The sequence below is a fragment of the Paracoccus sp. ME4 genome (genome assembly GCF_046736325.1).
Lineage (GTDB): Bacteria > Pseudomonadota > Alphaproteobacteria > Rhodobacterales > Rhodobacteraceae > Paracoccus.
Genome location: NZ_CP151276.1, coordinates 1974479 through 1990688, shown reverse-complemented (window position 1 = coordinate 1990688; position 16210 = coordinate 1974479). Strand labels below are relative to the sequence as shown.

Sequence of the window (16210 nt, the reverse complement as noted above, 5' to 3'; positions counted from 1 at the left end):
TGGTGGTGGGATGGACATGGATTCTAGTGCCAGCACCTTCCCCGCCTGGATCAGCGACGCCAGCACCATCCCTGACCCTCTGGGGCATGGTGATCGTGCCGTGACGTTTCTGCGCCGCCTGCGCCACCCGAACGCAGATAACACCAACCGCGCGCTTGGCCCGACCGTCATCACCCACCCGCGCGCCTTCCAGCTTCACCCGTGGCAGGAACGGATCGTCCGGCGCATCTATGGCCCGCGCCACCCGGACGGCAGCCGCATCGTCAAGACGGTGTTCCTGATGCTGCCGAGGGGGAACCGCAAAACGTCACTGGCCGCTGCCCTGTCGCTCTTGCACCTGTTCGGTCCAGAGACGCGGCCTGCCGGTCAGGTGATCTTTGCCGCATGTGACCGTGAACAGGCCAGCATCGGTTTCCGCGAGGCCGCCAACATCATCCGCGAGGATAAGCGGCTGCTGAACGCGGTGACGATCCGCGACGCCTTCAACAGCAAGAAGCAGATCACCTTTCCCCGGAACGGATCGACCCTGACCGCGCTTGCCAGCGATGGCGGGGCCGCCCACGGCCTGACGCCCAGCTTCACCCTGATTGATGAAGTCCACGCATGGCGGGGCCGCGATCTATGGGAAGCCATCAAGAGCGGGCAGGCCAAGACTGACGACACGCTGATGGTCATTGCCACCACGGCAGGGCGCGGGGCCGAAGGGCTGGCCGCCGACCTGTTCAGCTACGCCCGGCGCGTGGCGACAGGCGAGATCGACAACCCTGAGTTTCTGCCGGTGCTGTTCATGGCTGAACCGGAAGACGACTGGCAGGATCAGGCGACATGGTTCAAGGCCAACCCCGGCTTGGCTTTCGGTTTCCCGTCCATGTCTGGCCTGAGCGCCCTGGCAAAAGAGGCCGAGGGCAACCCTGCCGAGCTTGCCAGCTTCAAGCAATTCAACCTGAATATCTGGCAGGCCAACAGCCGCGACCCTCTGTTCGATCTGCTGACCTATGACAGCCGTCAGCTTGACGATGACGAGGCCGATCTGGAGGCACTGCCCGCCTATGTCGGCGTGGATATGTCCGTGTCGGGCGACCTAACCGCCGTCAGTATCGCGTTCCGGCATGATGATGGTCAGATCACCCTGCGGTCGCGGGTGTTCGTTCCGGGCGAGGAGCTGCGCTTGCGTGGCGACCGTGACGGCGCACCCTATGAACGCTGGTGCGACGATGACTTGATCACCGTCTGCCCCGGCCCGATCATCGACAACGACATGGTGGCCGATCACGTCCGCGACCTAGCGGCACGCTATGACGTGCATGAGATCGCCTTCGACCCGCATCTGGCCCGCGTGACCATGCAGCACCTGCACGACGATGGCCTGCCCGTGTTCGCCTTTCCGCAACGCCCGCTGACGATGGGCGTGGCGGCTGGTGATCTAGAACGGATCGTCACCGGCAAGCTGATCCGCCACGATGGCGACCCGGTGCTGCGCCATCACTTTGAGAATGTCGTCACCAGCCGCAACCCGACCAGCGGGCTGGTGCGGATGCACAAGGCCCGCACCGCCAGCCGGATAGACGCTGCCGTGGCCTCTGCGATGGCCGTCAGCCGCGCCACGACCGCCCATGACACCAAATCCCGATACGACGACCCTGAGGTGATCGGCCTGACGATCCTGTAATGAGTGAGATGATACGATGAACGAGATGACCGGCCTGATCGTCGATGTGGAAGCCCGCATCAACAAACTTGAACGCGGCCTGAAACAAGCCAACGACCGCCAGCGTAAGGCGGCGGGCGAGATGGAGCGGCGGGCCAAGCAAAGCGCCGACCGGATCGGCGACACCTACGGCAAGATGAGCAACGGCATCGGTGCCAGCTTTGCACGCCTCGGTAAGCTGGCGCTGCCCTTTGCAGGTGGTCTGGTGGCAGGCGTCGCTGCTGGTGGCGTGGCGGGTATCGTCGGCAATCTCGACCGCGTGGCCGAGGGCATCGCCAACATCGGCAATGAGGCCAAGCGCGCGGGCGTGGATAACACCACGTTTCAGGAATGGGCGTTCATCGCGAACCGGAACCGCATCGGCATCGACGCGATGGTGGACGCGCTGAAGGAACTGCATATCCGCGCAGGCGAGTTCTTTCTGGATGACACCGGCGCGGGCGCTGCCGCCTTTCAGAAACTGGGCTATTCTGCCGAAACCCTGAAGGCCAAGCTGCAAGACCCATCCGACCTGATGACGGAAATTCTGGGCAAGCTGGGCCAGTTCGATCAGGCGGGCCGATCTTTCCTTCTGGAGGAAATCTTTGGCGGCGGGGGCGGTGAACAGCTTTCGGCCCTGATCGGCCAGAGCGAAACCGCTTTGCGTGACACCATCGCCCGCGCCCATGAGGTCGGGGCGGTGCTGGACGATGAACTGATCCGCAAGGCCGAAGAGATCGACCGCAAGTTTGGCGAGATGACCGCGCGTGTGTCGAACTTCGGCAAGAGGGCCGTCATCGCGATTGCCGAAATGGGCATCGAACTGGCCGACTTCCGCGACCGCCTCGACAGCATCTTTGCCAATGAGGCCGAGGGCCGGTCGATCCTGGGTGATCAGGTCTATGACGCCCTTGCTCGCGACCGGCAGGCGGTGGACGATCAGGCCGTGGCCCTGCGCCGTCTGGATGGGGAGTATCAGCGCCTTGGCGAGGAAGCCGACCGGGCGGGCATGGCGATGGCCGGCGCTATCGGTCAGCTTGACGCTTGGGGCTACGACGGCGCAGCCGACAGCCTGCGCGCCACCTACGGCGAGATGCAGGAACTGACCCGTTCTTTCCGCGATGGCGAGATCAGCGGCGAAGACTTCACCGCCAAGCTGGCCGATCTGGAGGCGGCGGCGCAGACCGCCTTTTCGGAACTTGAGGCGGGTGACCGCGTGCAGTTCTCTGGCGTGATCAGCCAACTGGACGCCTTGGGTGGCACGATCAGCGGCATCATTTCACTTGCGTCCAGCATGAAGGCCGCACTGGCGAACGCCGCTGGCGTCGGGGCCGGGCAACAGCAGGGCCAAGCCTTGCGCCAGCGGCAGGATGCCGAGGCTGCGTCGATGGCAAGCCTGAACGCACAGCGCGATGCCCTTGAGCGCTTCACCCAGGCAGAGACTGCCCGGAACAGCGCCACCAACGAACAACTGCGCCTGCAACGCGAGGTGGAAGCCGTCAGGACGCGGGCCGAAGAGGCTGGCGCACCGATCACCGACAGACAGGCCGCAGACGCCGCACAGGCCGCGCTGGCGGCAGAAGATGCCCGGCGCGAAGCAGAGCGGGCAGCGCGCGCTTCGGGCGCTGGTGCCGGTGCTGGAGGCGGCGGTGGATCATCCCGCAAAAAACTGGAGGGTCTGGCGGCAGAGGCGCAAGCGATTCGCGACAAGACTGCCGCCCTTCAAATCGAAGCCGCAGTGCTGGCCGAGGTCGCGACCGGTCAGCGCCAACACGCTGACGCTGCCGCGTTCGCCGACGCCAAGGTTCGGCTGCTGGTCGCAGCACAGGCCGAAGGCCGAACCGTCACCGCCGGACAGATGGCCGAGATCGACCGACTGGCCGACGCCTATGCGCGTGCGGGTGATGCTGCCGCCCAGGCTGGAGAACAGATGCGCGAGGCGACGGAACGCGCCGACCGGAACCTGAAAACCGGCGCAGATGGCTTGACCGAAATCTTTGGGGCCGCGCGTCAGGGTGCAGACGCCCTTTCTTCGACGCTACAGGGTCTGGCAGACCAAATCCTTGACCAGGTGTTCCGGCAAATGATCGCCGGACTGGCCGGTGGTGGTGGCGCGTTCGGTAGCTTCGTGTCGGGCTTCGGTAGTGCGCTGGGCGGGTTCGCAGAGGGCGGCTATACCGGACACGGCGGCAAGTTTGAACCGGCGGGTGTGGTTCATCGTGGCGAATACGTTTTCAGCAAGCAGACCGTGGCCCGCCTTGGGGCCGGGAACCTCGATAGGCTGCATGAGAGCGCCAAGCGCGGCTATGCGACCGGCGGGCTAGTCGGTGGTGCCGCCGGAAAGCTGACACTCGCCACCAGCGCGCAATCTGGCGGCGCTAAGGCCACACCCGCGATCACGATCAACAGCCCCGTGACCGTGAACGCCTCTGGCGGCACCCCGGAACAGAACGCCGATCTGGCCCGACAGGTCAGCGCCGAAACGGAACGCGCCATGCGGAACGTGGTCCGGGATGAAATGGTCCGACAGATGAGGCCGGGCGGGATGATTGGCAGGTAGTGAAGCAGGCGTAGCTTCTGTGCAACATACCAGTTGCCTTTCAGTAACTGCATGCTATCCTCACCACAAGTCATCCCCGTGAGAGTGCTAGGCGAGCGTCTTGTCGCAGACCCTTCCCCGCGAGACCAACATGACACTCGGTCGGATCTAATCAACCCGACCCTGTTCGATCCTAGCCATTGGTAGAGATCCCGCAGAAAGCCGAATACGAGACGGTGCGCGGAGACGGGTTAGCTAGGGACTCGCAGGTTTGATCGCCCAGATCGCACCCCGATGGAGAACATCGGACGCACTGGGTCGGTTGCTTCCCGGTTATTCCAAATAGCGTTGAAAAGATGACGGCTCTGTCCCCGCGTGTGACACCCGTCAGGCATAGGTTAGGTTGAAGGCAAGCCGCCTATGTCGCGCAGCCTTCGGGCTGCAACCGCATGGTCGCAAGACCGAATGCGCCGAATATCGCCGGGTAATGGATGCCGCCCGGTCGCCTGATACGCAGGTTCGGTTCACCACTCCGACGGAAAGACCCCCGCCGAGCATTCCCCCCGATGGATAGACAATCGACAGAGCCTCATGCTCTGTCATTTCAAGGTTGTTTATCCATCGGGGGGAATAGTCATCTCTGGAAAGGCAGGATCATAGAAGCAGGGTGTCAAGGTGATGAGCGAATCATACTCCGGCTGACATGGTGGAAAGGGTCGGTCGGAGCGCCGCAGGCGCGGAGACCGGCAAGGCCCGCAGGGCCGCGCAGGTGAGGCGCGTAGCGCCGAACTGTGAGCAGGCACCAAAATTCAGCCATAGGCGGTCGGACTCACTTGAGAATCATTCTCAACTGAGCTACAGTTTCTGTGTCGGGGTGATTGCCGACGCATCATGCCCGCCCGCAACTCGTCCCTGCGGGCGGGCTTTTCCATTCCTAGTCACTTGCGGCCCCGGCTGATGCGGGATGTCGCCTACAGTCAGCGTTTACTAACGTAAATAATTGAAAAACATAAATATTAATTCTTGATGGTGCGAATCGGCTATGCCATGATTCTCTGACCGGGCCATGATGGACCCGGACGAACGCGAGACACGAACATGACCATCACCTACCTGTCGGACGAGATCTGGAACCAAAAGCGCGACGAACTGGCCGCGTCGATCCTGACCCTTCAGGCGGTCAAGCTTCTGAAGGGACTTGCCGCCGACCAGGTGCTGGTTGACGCCGCACGCGAGGTTGCGACCCACAAGATGGCTGAGATCGACCTTCTGCCCGAGTCCTGCCGCGAGCAGAACGCCGCTTAGGCTTTTTCCAGACAGGGCCTGGCCGGACCCTCGCCTTGCAGAAGGCGGAACAAGGCCGCGATTACTTGGTGAGTGCGCGCCCGCATACCGGCAACAACCCCAAGACGGCACGGCAGGTCTTCCTAGCCTGCGCGGTGCCCATAGACCCCTAGGCCGTTGCCATCGGCTTGGGGGTCGATCCTCTCAAAAAACTTCGTGTTCTACGAGACGATCACCAAGGTCGCGAATACAACCAAGTAACTACAACGGCTTACGGCCGATTTTTTCCTACGGCAACTTCTGACGTGGGCGTCTATAGAATTGGAGTCCAGTGCCGGTGATCGGTCTGGACAAAATGCGCCGACACAAAAAAACAAGGAGTCTACCGATGACGAATATCGAATTTTGGACCGGACCGGCACATGGCAATCAGCGTGGCACCACCGAGCGTGGTGCGATCACGAAGGATGGCGACCATGTTGCCGAGTATGAAGTTTACGCAAAACGCACGCTTGTTCGCGTTACCTACAAGGGCCGCGAGAAGGCCACCCAGATTGGTGGCACTGACTGGCAAACCGTCGCGCGGATGCTTCTACGTGAACTGATGTGTGAAGCGACGGCAGCCGCCTGAAGACCACCTGCGCCAAACCAGAGGCCCCAAGCGCTTCCCGCGTTTGGGGCTTTTGTCTGCGCGTAACTCGGACCGGCCAAAACACCCACATGTTACACACACAGAGTTGTAACACATGCGACCGGTAGTGGTCCAGTAAGCTCTTGATTTTGCTCACAATATTGAATTGGCTGGGGCGGTAGGATTCGAACCTACGGTACACGGTACCAAAAACCGATGCCTTACCACTTGGCCACGCCCCAACTGTGGGAGGGTGATTACCCAAGCCGTCGGAGAGGTGCAAGACGTAAAATGCAGAAATCTTGCCTCCGCCCGAAAGCCCCGATATCGACGCGCCATGGAACAGGCGGATCTTGTCATTCTGGGGGCCGGGGCGGCGGGGCTGTTCTGCGCGGGCTCGGCCCTGGCGCAGGGCAGGCGCGTGGTCGTGCTGGATCATGCCGCGACGCCGGCGGAGAAGATCCGCATCTCGGGCGGCGGGCGGTGCAACTTCACCAATCTGGCGACGTCGCCCGACCGATTCCTGTCGGGCAATCCGCGCTTTGCCGCCAGCGCGCTGGCCCGCTATCGCCCGCAGGCCTTCGTCGATCTGGTCGATCGGGCGCAGATCGCCTGGCACGAGAAGACGCAGGGACAGCTGTTCTGCGACGGAAAGGCCACGCAGATCACCGCGGTGCTGCTGGAGCGCATGGCGGGCGCGGACCTGCGGCTGGAGACGAGAATCGATGCGGTGACGCGCGATGCGGACGGGTTCCGGATCGACACGTCGGGCGGTCCGATCCGGGCGGGCCGCGTCGTCGTGGCGACGGGCGGCAAGTCGATTCCGAAGATCGGGGCGACGGGGCTGGCCTATGATCTGGCGCGGCAGTTCGGGCTGCGCTTGGTCGAGCCGCGCCCCGCCTTGGTGCCCCTGACCTTCGCCGAGCAGGACTTGGCGCTGTGCCGACCCCTGGCCGGGCTGTCGGTCGAGGCGCGCATCGACCACGGCGGCGGGCGCTTCCGCGATGCGCTGCTGTTCACGCATCGTGGTCTTTCCGGGCCGGTGATCCTGCAGATCTCCAGCTTCTGGCAGGCCGGAGAGACGCTGACCGTCGATCTGGCGCCCGACCGCGACATCGCGGCCGAACTGAAGGCCGCGCGCGGGCGCAGCGGCAAGATCCAGGTCGCCACCGCACTGGCCCAGATGATGCCCGAACGGCTGGCCCAGGCCATCGCCGCGGATACCGGGATGGAGGGCAGGCGCCTGGCCGATCAGCCGAACCCGCGGCTGGAGGCGATTGGCGTGCGGGTGAACCGTTGGCAGGTGCGGCCCGTGGGCACCGAGGGCTATCGCACCGCCGAAGTCACCCTGGGCGGGGTCGACACGCGCGATCTGGACGCCCGCACGATGCAGGCGCGCGCGGTGCCGGGGCTGGCCTTCATCGGCGAATGCGTCGATGTGACGGGCTGGCTGGGCGGTTACAACTTCCAGTGGGCCTGGGCCTCGGCGGATGCCGCCGGGCGCGCCGTCTGATCTCAGCGCGGGGTCGCGGGGCTCAGCAGGTCGCGCCCGTCATCGACGCGGCCGCGCTCGACCATCTCCTCGAAGGCGGCGTCGGGGCCAAGCTCGGTCAGGCGGCGGTCGGCGGGGCGCTGCGGCGCGCTGCGCGTGGCGACCGCGCTTTCGGGCTGTTCCAGCCGCAGGCGGTGGATCGGTTCGGGAATGCCGAAGCCCTTGGCGTCCAGCGCGTGCCGCAGCAGACGGAACGCCTCGCCGCGCGCCAGGTCGAAATCGGTGCCGTCCTGGGACACCCATCCGCCGGCGCGGATCACCACATGCTCGGGCCCGTCGGCATCCAGCCATGCGACCGGTTCGGGGCGCTTCAGCACGAAGTCCATCCCCGCCAGCGTCCTGAGGACCAGATCGCGCGCCCGGCCCAGATCGGCGCCGGGATCGACCGTCAGATCGACCATGAAGCGCCGTTCCGGGTTGCGGGTATAGTTGGTCAGCACCGCCTTGTAGATGATCTGGTTCGGGATGCGGATGTGGTTGCCGTCCAGCGTCAGCAGGGTCGTGCCGCGGCTGGTCAGGCGGATCACCCGGCCGCGCAGGCCGTTCACCTCGATCAGGTCGTTGGGGTTGAAGGGCTGGCGCAGCGACAGCAGCATCGTGGCCACGAACCCCTCGATCGTGTCGCGGGCCGCGAAGGACAGCGACAGGCCGAAGATGCCCGCCGCCCCCAGCAGCGTGCCCAGCAGCGCCCGCGCGCCCATCAGGTCCAGTGCCACGACCAGCGCCACGATCCAGGCCGTCAGCCGGATCGTCTGCGCCAGAAAGCCCGCGATGAACGGGTTCGGCGCGATGTTGGCCAGCGTCCGTTCGCGCCGCGACAGCCAACCCCCCGCCAGCACGATCAGCGCCCCCACCGCCAGGCCGAGCGCCATGAAGGGCAGGCCCGCGACGACCTGGGTCAGGCGCGACTGGAACCGGTCGCGGACCGAGACCAGTCGCGTGCCGAGGTCCGTGGACAGGGTCAGCTGATCCTCGATGGCGACGACGCCCTCGACCCGCGCCAGAAGCCCCTCGACGCGGGCGATCGTCTGCTGTTCGGCGACCTCACCCGACAGGGTGACGATCCCGGCATCGACGCGGACGCGGATGCCGTCGAATTCCGGAACCTGCGCCAGGATGCCGGTGATCCGCGACAGGATCGCCAGATCGGTCGCGCGGTCGTCCCCGGTCGAGATGGCGCCGCTGGGGGCCTGCGGGGGCGCCGCGGCGGGCGTCTGGGCTGCGGCAGGGGCCGCCAGCGCCAGCAGGAGCAGCAGGACCCGGATCATGCCGGCAGGGGGTCGGCCTTTGCCAGCCGGTCGAAGGCCATCAGCGACGCGACCAGCGCAGGCATCCGGTCCAGCGGGATCATGTTCGGCCCGTCCGAAGGCGCGGTGTCGGGCGCCTCATGCGTCTCGATGAAGACCCCGGCCACGCCCAGGGCCACCGCGGCGCGCGCCATGACCGGCGCGAATTCGCGCTGCCCGCCCGAGCTGCCGCCCTGACCGCCGGGCTGCTGGACGGAGTGGGTCGCGTCCATGATGACCGGATAGCCGGTGCGCGCCATGATCGGCAGCGACCGCATGTCGGCCACCAGCGTGTTGTAGCCGAAGCTGGCCCCGCGTTCGGTCAGAAGGATGTTCCCGTTGCCGGTCGAGGCGACCTTGTCGGCGACGTTCGGCATGTCCCACGGGGCCAGGAACTGGCCCTTTTTGATGTTCACCACCGCGCCGGTGCGACCCGCGGTCAGCAGCAGGTCGGTCTGGCGGCACAGGAAGGCGGGGATCTGGATCACGTCCACGACCTCCGCCGCCCGGACCGCCTGCTCCGCGTCATGCACGTCGGTCAGCACCGGACAGCCGAAGCGGTCGCGCACCGCCGCCAGGATCGCCAGCCCCTCGTCGATGCCGAGGCCCCGCCGGCCCGAGAGCGAGGTGCGGTTCGCCTTGTCGTAGCTCGCCTTGAACACGAAGGAGGCGCCCGCATCGGCGCAGGCCCCGGCCATGGTCTCGGCGATCATCAGGGCGTGATCCAGGCTTTCCAGCTGGCACGGCCCCGCGATCACGGTCAGGGGCAGGTCGTTGCCGCAGGTGATCGGGCCGATGGGAACATGCTTGGGCGTGGTCATGTCGATACCTGTTCGCGAAGGATGGAGGCCGTCAGCGACAGCATCAGATAGATACCCGAAAAGATGAGGAATGCCACCAGGGTGTTCTGGAACGCCTTGGGATAGGTGGCCTCGTCCGGCGGGATGGGGGCGATGGACAGCGACAGATAGCGCACCTGCTTGTTGGCCTCGATGCGCGCGGCCTCCATCTGGGCGGCGGCGGCGCCGAGCATTTCCTGGCGCGTCAGCATCTCGGCCTCGGCCACGCGCAGCTCTCCGCCGATGGCGGCCAGCGAATTGCGCGAATCGCTGCTCTGGGTCAGCTGCAGGCGGGTCTCGGCGACCAGCTCGCGCAGGCGCTGGATGTCGCCGCGCAGCGCGTCGACGCGGCTCTGCAGCGGGCGCGGGTTCGCCAGAAGCTGGCCCAGCTCCAGCTGCTTCTGGGTCAGCTGGCCCTCCAGCGCGCCGACCTGGCTCATCACGACCCCGCTCTCGGCCGCCGGGTCCAGGACGCCAAGACGCTCCTGCAGTTCCTGCACGCGCATCTGGGCGGCCAGCATCTTGGCCTCGGCATCCTCGTAGGTCTCGCGCGCGCCCTCCATCTGGTCCTCGCGCATCCGCGCGGTCAGCCGGTCGACCAGCTCCTCGGCATAGGAGATGAGGGCTAGTGAGAACTGCTGGCTCAGCTGCGGGTCGGGGGCGATGACCTCCATGTTCAGCACGCCCTCGGTCGGGTCGTAGCCGATCTTGATCGAATCCTGGTAGAGCCCGTAGGTCGCCTCGTTGGTCGCGTCCGCCGGCAGGCGCTTGACCACGTCGACCGAGGGGTCCTGATAGGCGCGCCGGAACCCCTGCTCGTCGTCCAGGCGCAGCATCGCGTCGCGCGAGGTCAGATAGCTCTGGACCGCGACGGCGTCCTGGTTCGTGCCCATGCCCGACCCGCCCAGCATCGCCCCGAGCCCGCCGCCCGAGGATGACGATTCCGCCGACTGGATCTGGAACTGCGAGATCGTCGCGTAGAGGGGCGAGGCCACGCGGAAATAGTACCAGCCGACCAGCGCGGTCGGCAGGATGACGAAGAACAGCAGGCGGAACGCCAGCATCGCCATGCGGCGGCGGCGGCGGCGGGCCAGGTCGCGCTGGATGCGGAAGATCTCGGCCGCGCGCTTCTCCTCGGTCAGCTCCTCGCGCGAGGGCAGGGCGGGGCGGCTGCCCGGCGCACGGTCGGGCAGGATCGAGGGCACCGGCACGGGGCGCAGGGCAGGGGCGTTCGGCGCGGGGCTGGCCTGCGCGCGGCTGCCCTCGGACGACAGGATGCTGCCCACGGCATTGCGGTGGGACGGGTCGATCCCGCGTTCGCGCAGCCGCAGGACGGCCTCCTCGCCCGATGCGACCTCGATCTGGTGCAGGGCCGCGATGCGGCGCGCGATGCGCAGCTGCCGCTCGTTCAGCTTCTCGGCGCGGATGGCGGCCAGGCGGGCCTCCAGGTCGGGGTCCGGCTCGGGCGCGGGCTTGTCCTTGTTCAGGCTGAAGTCGCCGAAGCCGTCATCGACGGGACCGCTGGCCAGGAACCGCTCCAGTGCCGCGTCCTCGCCCTCGGGCGCGCCAGGGCGTGCACGGCCCGGGCCGCCGGGGGCGGGCTCCGGCGCGACCGGCCGGGGCGGCGCGTCGGCGCGGCGCGTCACCTCGATCCGGACGGGACCGGACGCCGCGGGGGCCGGCGTGCCGGGCGTGATCGCGTCGTCGTCCGACACGTGATAGCGGCGGGCCTTAGGCGGTGTAGTCATAGTATTGCTTTGCCTCGTCGAGGGTCTCGAACATGTACAATCTGCCGTCGCGCAGGATCGCGGCGCGGTTGCAGAACTTTTCGATGGTGCTGGGCTGGTGCGACACGATCACCGTGGTCGAGACCTTCAGCCGGTCAAACAGCACCCGCCCAGCCTTGCGGTTGAACTCGACATCCGTGGTCTGGGGCATGCCCTCGTCGATCAGGTAGATGTCGAAGTCCAGCGCCAGCAGCAGCGAGAAGTTGAACCGCTGCCGCATCCCGCTGGAATAGGTGCCGACAGGCATGTCGAAATATTCGTGGATGTCGCACAGCCAGCGTGTGAAGGCCGAGACGTAATCCGGGTCCAGGCCGTAGATCCGGGCGATGTAGCGCGCGTTCTCGTTGCCGGTATGGCGGGTGATCAGCCCGCCCATGAACCCCAACGGGAACGAGATGCGGCAGTCGCGGCGGATTTTGCCCTCGTCCGGCTTCTCGAGGCCGCACATCATGTTGATGATCGTGGTCTTGCCGGTGCCGTTCGGCGCCAGGATGCCCAGGGAATTGCCCAGTTCGACCCGGAACGAGGCCTGGTCCAGGATGATCTTGTGCTGTTTGCCGGTCCAGAAGGACTTGGAAACCGTGTCGAACTCAAGCATGGCCTTGCGATACCAGATAAAAAGACGGCACGAGGCGTGCCATGCCGCGGGCCCCGGGCTTCCCCCTCCGACCTTACGGATGCGGCGACAGCCTGTCCACCCTTCGCATTCCGCCCCAGAAAACGTGATCTGACCAGCCTTATATCACGGCCATTTTGCCATAAGTTCGACGGATGTTCCCCGAACCGCCCCCTCCGCCCGACGCGTCCGACCTGCCCGACCGCATCGCCGCCTGCCGCCTGTGCCGCGAGCGCTTCGCGCTGACGGCGACCGCGCATGCCCCGCGGCCCGTCGTCTGGTTCCGTCCGGGCGCAAGGCTGCTGATCGTGGGGCAGGCGCCCGGCGCGCGGGTCCATGCCAGCGGGCGGCCCTTCACCGACCGCTCGGGCGACCGGCTGCGCGACTGGATGGGGGTGGACGCCGACACCTTCTACGACCGCGACCGGGTGGCGATCGTTCCAATGGCCTTCTGCTTTCCGGGCTATGACGCGCGGGGTGCGGACCTGCCGCCGCCGCCGATCTGCGCGGCGACCTGGCGCGATGCGGTCATGGCGCAGCTGCGCCCGCGCCTGACCCTCTTGGTGGGCGGTCACGCGATCCGCTGGCATCTGGGCGCGCGCAACGTGACCGAGGCCGTCAGGGCATGGCGCGACCACGCGCCCGGCATCGTGCCGCTGCCCCATCCCAGCTGGCGCAACACCGGCTGGCTCAAGGCCAATCCGTGGTTCGAGCGCGACCTGCTGCCGGACCTGCGGGCGGCGGTGGCGGCGGTCCTGTAAGGCTGGACGGGCTGGCGAGCGGCGCGCCGACCTGCGATAGTTCCGGGCGACGCGCCCGAGCGGCGCCTGTTTCGACCCCGTGCAAGGATGCCGCAGACGATGCAGACCGACCTTCAGATTGCCCGCGCCGCCGCCAAGCGGCCCATCGCCGACATCGCCGCACGGCTTGGCCTGACGCCAGCCCAGATCCTGCCCTATGGCCATGACAAGGCCAAGATCACCCATGAGGCGCTGGCCGGGCTGGACGGGCCGCAAGGGCGGCTGATCCTGGTCACCGCCATCAACCCGACCCCCGCGGGCGAGGGCAAGACAACCACCACCGTGGGTCTGGGCGATGCGCTGAACCGGATCGGGCACCGCGCCACCATCTGCATCCGCGAGGCGAGCCTCGGGCCGAACTTCGGCATGAAGGGCGGCGCCGCCGGCGGCGGTCATGCCCAGATCGTGCCGATGGAGGAGATGAACCTGCACTTCACCGGCGATTTCCACGCCATCACCTCGGCGCACAACCTGCTGGCGGCGATGATCGACAACCACGTCCATTGGGGCAACGCGCTGGAGATCGACACCCGCCGGATCAGCTGGCGTCGGGTCATGGACATGAACGACCGGGCGCTGCGCGAGGTGGTCGTGGGTCTGGGCGGGCCGGCCAACGGCTTCTCGCGGCAGACGGGGTTCGACATCACCGTCGCCTCCGAGGTCATGGCGATCCTGTGCCTGGCACGCGATCTGGCCGACCTGCAGGAGCGCCTTGGCCGCATCATCGTGGCCGAGACCCGCGATCGTCGCCCCGTGACCGCCCGCGACCTTCAGGCCGACGGCGCCATGACGGTGCTGCTGAAGGACGCGCTGCAGCCGAACCTGGTGCAGACGCTGGAGAACAACCCCGCGCTGGTCCATGGCGGCCCCTTCGCCAACATCGCGCATGGCTGCAACAGCGTCATCGCGACGCGGGCCGCCTTGAGCCTGTCCGACTATGTCGTGACCGAGGCCGGGTTCGGTGCCGATCTGGGGGCCGAGAAGTTCCTGAACATCAAGTGCCGCCTGGCCGGGCTGGCGCCCGCCGCCGTGGTGCTGGTGGCGACCGTCCGGGCGCTGAAGATGAACGGCGGCGTGGCCAAGGCCGACCTTGCGGCCGAGGATGTCGCGGCGGTCACGGCGGGCTGCGCCAATCTGGGTCGCCATATCGACAACCTGCGCGGCTTCGGCCTGCCGGTCGTGGTGGCGCTGAACCATTTCGCGGGCGACACGCCCGCCGAGATAGCCGCCCTGCAGGACTACTGCGCCTCGCGCGGCGTCCAGGCCGTCGTCGCGCGCCACTGGGCCGAGGGCGGCGCGGGGGCCGAGGATCTGGCGCGCGCGGTCGTTGCCTTGGCCGACCGGGGTGCGGAGATGACGCCGCTCTATCCCGACGACATGGACCTGTGGGACAAGATCCAGACGATCTGCACCCGCATCCACCATGCCGCCCGCGTGGAGGCCGCCCCCGGCGTGCGCGAGCAGCTGGCCGCGTGGCAGGCGGCGGGGCATGGGCACATGCCCATCTGCATCGCCAAGACGCAATACAGCTTTTCCACCGACCCGACGCTGCGCGGAGCGCCGACCGGTCACGTCATCCCGGTGCGCGAGGTGCGGCTGAACGCGGGCGCGGGCTTCATCGTGGCGATCTGCGGGCAGATCATGACCATGCCCGGCCTGCCGCGCCATCCCGCGGCCGAGACGATCCGCCTGGACGATCTGGGCCAGGTCGAGGGGCTGTTCTAGGCCGCGGCAGCCGCCTGCATCTCCGGCTCCAGAAGCTGGGCCAGAAGGGTCAGCCGGTCCAGCCGCTCCAAGGCCTCGGCCAGATCGGAGGCGGGCTGCATTGCCGCGACGGCCATCCGGCGCGCCATGGCGCGGATCGGGGGCGTCAGGGGCGCATCCGCGTGATGCCGGGCGATGCGTGCGCAGGCCAGGAAGGCCGCCGCGTCGTCCCTCAGCGCCGCGCGCTGCCACAGCGCCAGAAGCGCCGGCGGTGGATCAGAACGGATCGTCACCGGATCGCCGCGCAGCCAGGCGGCCTCCGTCGCGGCGGGGTCACGGCCTGCGCCCGGGCCGCGACCGATCCGCAACCAGCCGCGCAGGTGATGCGCGTTCACCGCGTCGCGAAAGCACAGCCGTGCTAGATGGGCCAGCTGGTCCGGCCCGGCGTGCCGCGGGGCGTCCAGCCGGGCGAACCAGTCGCGCCCCTGCGCGCGCGTCAGGCTGGCCGCGGCCCAGAGCGCCAGGTCGGGCGGCACCGGGCGCGCCGCGATCTGGTCGGCCAGTCCGCGCAGCGCCGCATGCAGCGGCCGCGGCTGAAGCCATTCCGGCGCCGCCCCGCGCCAGCGCCGCCATGCGCCCAGATGCAGGGCCATCGCCACGCTCAGGGTCGGCACGACCGCGTCGGACAGGGCCTGATCCGCCGTCCCGAAGCCGAGCCGTGCGGGAAACGATCCGTCGGGCCGCTGCGCCTGCATCATGTCGGCCATCATGTCCGCGACCGGATGATCGGGGTCCAGAAGCCTCAGGCAGAAGGCCAGCCGCGCGACCGAGGCCGTGCAGCCGCGTTTCTGCGCCCAGAGGGACAGCGTCCGCAGGTTGTCGAAGACCACCGCGAAGACGCGCGGCCCCGAAAGACGCGGACGCCGCGCGCCGTGGTGGCACAGCTGCATCAGCACGTCGCAGCGGATCGCCACGTCCTGCGCGGTGGGGTGGTCGGTCGGGGCGGTCAGGACCGCCTCGGCCCGTGCCGACAGGGCTGGGTCGTCGGACAGGGCCAGCCGCTGCGCCAGCGGCAGGGCGGGATCGTCCGCCAGCGCGTCGCAGGCCAGCTGCCACAGCGGCTCATCCCGCGCCACCAGACCGCCGGCCAGCATCAGCCGTATCAGCGCGTCGTCACGCGCCCCCTCCAGCACCCGCACCGCCCCGGCGCGGACCAGATCGGCGGTCAGCCGCCGCATCACGATGACCTCGATCGGAGAGATGCGGCCGCGCAGCCCGGTCAGCACCGGCGCCACCTGTCCGACCATCGCCAGCGCGCCCAGATCGGGGTGATCCGGCGGTACGGGGTCGGGCAGCGCCATGATGTGGCGGCGCAGCCATTCCAGCCCGCGGTTCGACAGCAACCGCAACAGTTGATCCAGTGATCCGTCCATCCGCCACCCCGTCCGATCTGCGCGATCATGTCCGGGGGACGCCCGATCGCAA

12 protein-coding genes and 1 tRNA gene are annotated in these 16210 nt (G+C 67.5%); 7 read left to right on the top strand and 6 right to left on the bottom strand.

Features of this window, described 5'->3' with window-relative positions; all coding sequences use genetic code 11:
* Nucleotides 1-16: 16 nt before the first annotated feature.
* The 4 genes from AACG61_RS10185 to AACG61_RS10170 all read left to right on the top strand — a co-directional run bounded on the left by AACG61_RS10185 (nt 17) and on the right by AACG61_RS10170 (nt 6141).
* The gene (locus AACG61_RS10185; RefSeq protein ID WP_411837026.1) at nt 17-1669 is read left to right on the top strand and encodes a terminase large subunit; all 1653 of its coding nucleotides are present in this window, start codon (nt 17-19) and stop codon (nt 1667-1669) included.
* A gap of 16 nt (nt 1670-1685) precedes the next feature.
* Nucleotides 1686-4247 (top strand): hypothetical protein, encoded by a 2562-nt coding sequence (locus tag AACG61_RS10180; RefSeq protein WP_411837025.1) that lies wholly within the window; start codon nt 1686-1688, stop codon nt 4245-4247.
* Between the two features lie 1077 nt (nt 4248-5324).
* On the top strand, nt 5325-5531 hold the full coding sequence (locus tag AACG61_RS10175) for a hypothetical protein (protein ID WP_411837024.1): 207 nt from the start codon (nt 5325-5327) through the stop codon (nt 5529-5531).
* A gap of 367 nt (nt 5532-5898) precedes the next feature.
* A complete protein-coding gene (locus tag AACG61_RS10170; RefSeq protein ID WP_411837023.1) occupies nt 5899-6141 on the top strand; it encodes a hypothetical protein in 243 nt (80 codons plus the stop codon).
* Between the two features lie 167 nt (nt 6142-6308).
* Here AACG61_RS10170 and AACG61_RS10165 read toward each other — a convergent pair.
* Nucleotides 6309-6383 (bottom strand) — tRNA-Gln (locus AACG61_RS10165).
* Nucleotides 6384-6478: 95 nt separating this feature from the next.
* Here AACG61_RS10165 and AACG61_RS10160 point away from each other — a divergent pair.
* The gene (locus AACG61_RS10160; protein WP_411837022.1) at nt 6479-7654 is read left to right on the top strand and encodes an NAD(P)/FAD-dependent oxidoreductase; all 1176 of its coding nucleotides are present in this window, start codon (nt 6479-6481) and stop codon (nt 7652-7654) included.
* A gap of 2 nt (nt 7655-7656) precedes the next feature.
* On the opposite strand, the gene AACG61_RS10155 is transcribed toward AACG61_RS10160, so the two are convergent.
* The 4 genes from AACG61_RS10155 to AACG61_RS10140 are packed head-to-tail and all read right to left on the bottom strand — an operon-like array spanning nt 7657 to nt 12203.
* The gene (locus AACG61_RS10155; protein WP_411837021.1) at nt 7657-8961 is read right to left on the bottom strand and encodes a mechanosensitive ion channel domain-containing protein; all 1305 of its coding nucleotides are present in this window, start codon (nt 8959-8961) and stop codon (nt 7657-7659) included.
* Nucleotides 8958-9800, bottom strand: a complete 843-nt coding sequence (gene kdsA, locus AACG61_RS10150) for a 3-deoxy-8-phosphooctulonate synthase (RefSeq protein WP_411837020.1) — start codon at nt 9798-9800, stop codon at nt 8958-8960. The genes AACG61_RS10155 and kdsA overlap by 4 nt, the downstream gene beginning before the upstream one ends.
* The gene (locus tag AACG61_RS10145) at nt 9797-11566 is read right to left on the bottom strand and encodes a capsule biosynthesis protein (RefSeq protein WP_411837019.1); all 1770 of its coding nucleotides are present in this window, start codon (nt 11564-11566) and stop codon (nt 9797-9799) included. The genes kdsA and AACG61_RS10145 overlap by 4 nt, the downstream gene beginning before the upstream one ends.
* Complete coding sequence (locus AACG61_RS10140) at nt 11550-12203, bottom strand: ABC transporter ATP-binding protein (RefSeq protein WP_411837018.1); 654 nt, start codon at nt 12201-12203, stop codon at nt 11550-11552. The genes AACG61_RS10145 and AACG61_RS10140 overlap by 17 nt, the downstream gene beginning before the upstream one ends.
* A gap of 173 nt (nt 12204-12376) precedes the next feature.
* Here AACG61_RS10140 and AACG61_RS10135 point away from each other — a divergent pair, with 173 nt between their 5' ends.
* Both AACG61_RS10135 and AACG61_RS10130 read left to right on the top strand, forming a co-directional pair.
* Nucleotides 12377-12982, top strand: coding sequence for a uracil-DNA glycosylase family protein (locus AACG61_RS10135; protein WP_411837017.1), 606 nt, complete (start codon nt 12377-12379; stop codon nt 12980-12982).
* Between the two features lie 99 nt (nt 12983-13081).
* Nucleotides 13082-14746: a formate--tetrahydrofolate ligase gene (locus tag AACG61_RS10130; protein WP_411837016.1), complete on the top strand. Its 1665-nt coding sequence runs from the start codon at nt 13082-13084 to the stop codon at nt 14744-14746.
* Here AACG61_RS10130 and AACG61_RS10125 read toward each other — a convergent pair.
* Nucleotides 14743-16158 (bottom strand): hypothetical protein, encoded by a 1416-nt coding sequence (locus tag AACG61_RS10125; protein WP_411837015.1) that lies wholly within the window; start codon nt 16156-16158, stop codon nt 14743-14745. The genes AACG61_RS10130 and AACG61_RS10125 overlap by 4 nt on opposite strands.
* Between the last annotated feature and the right edge of the window lie 52 nt (nt 16159-16210).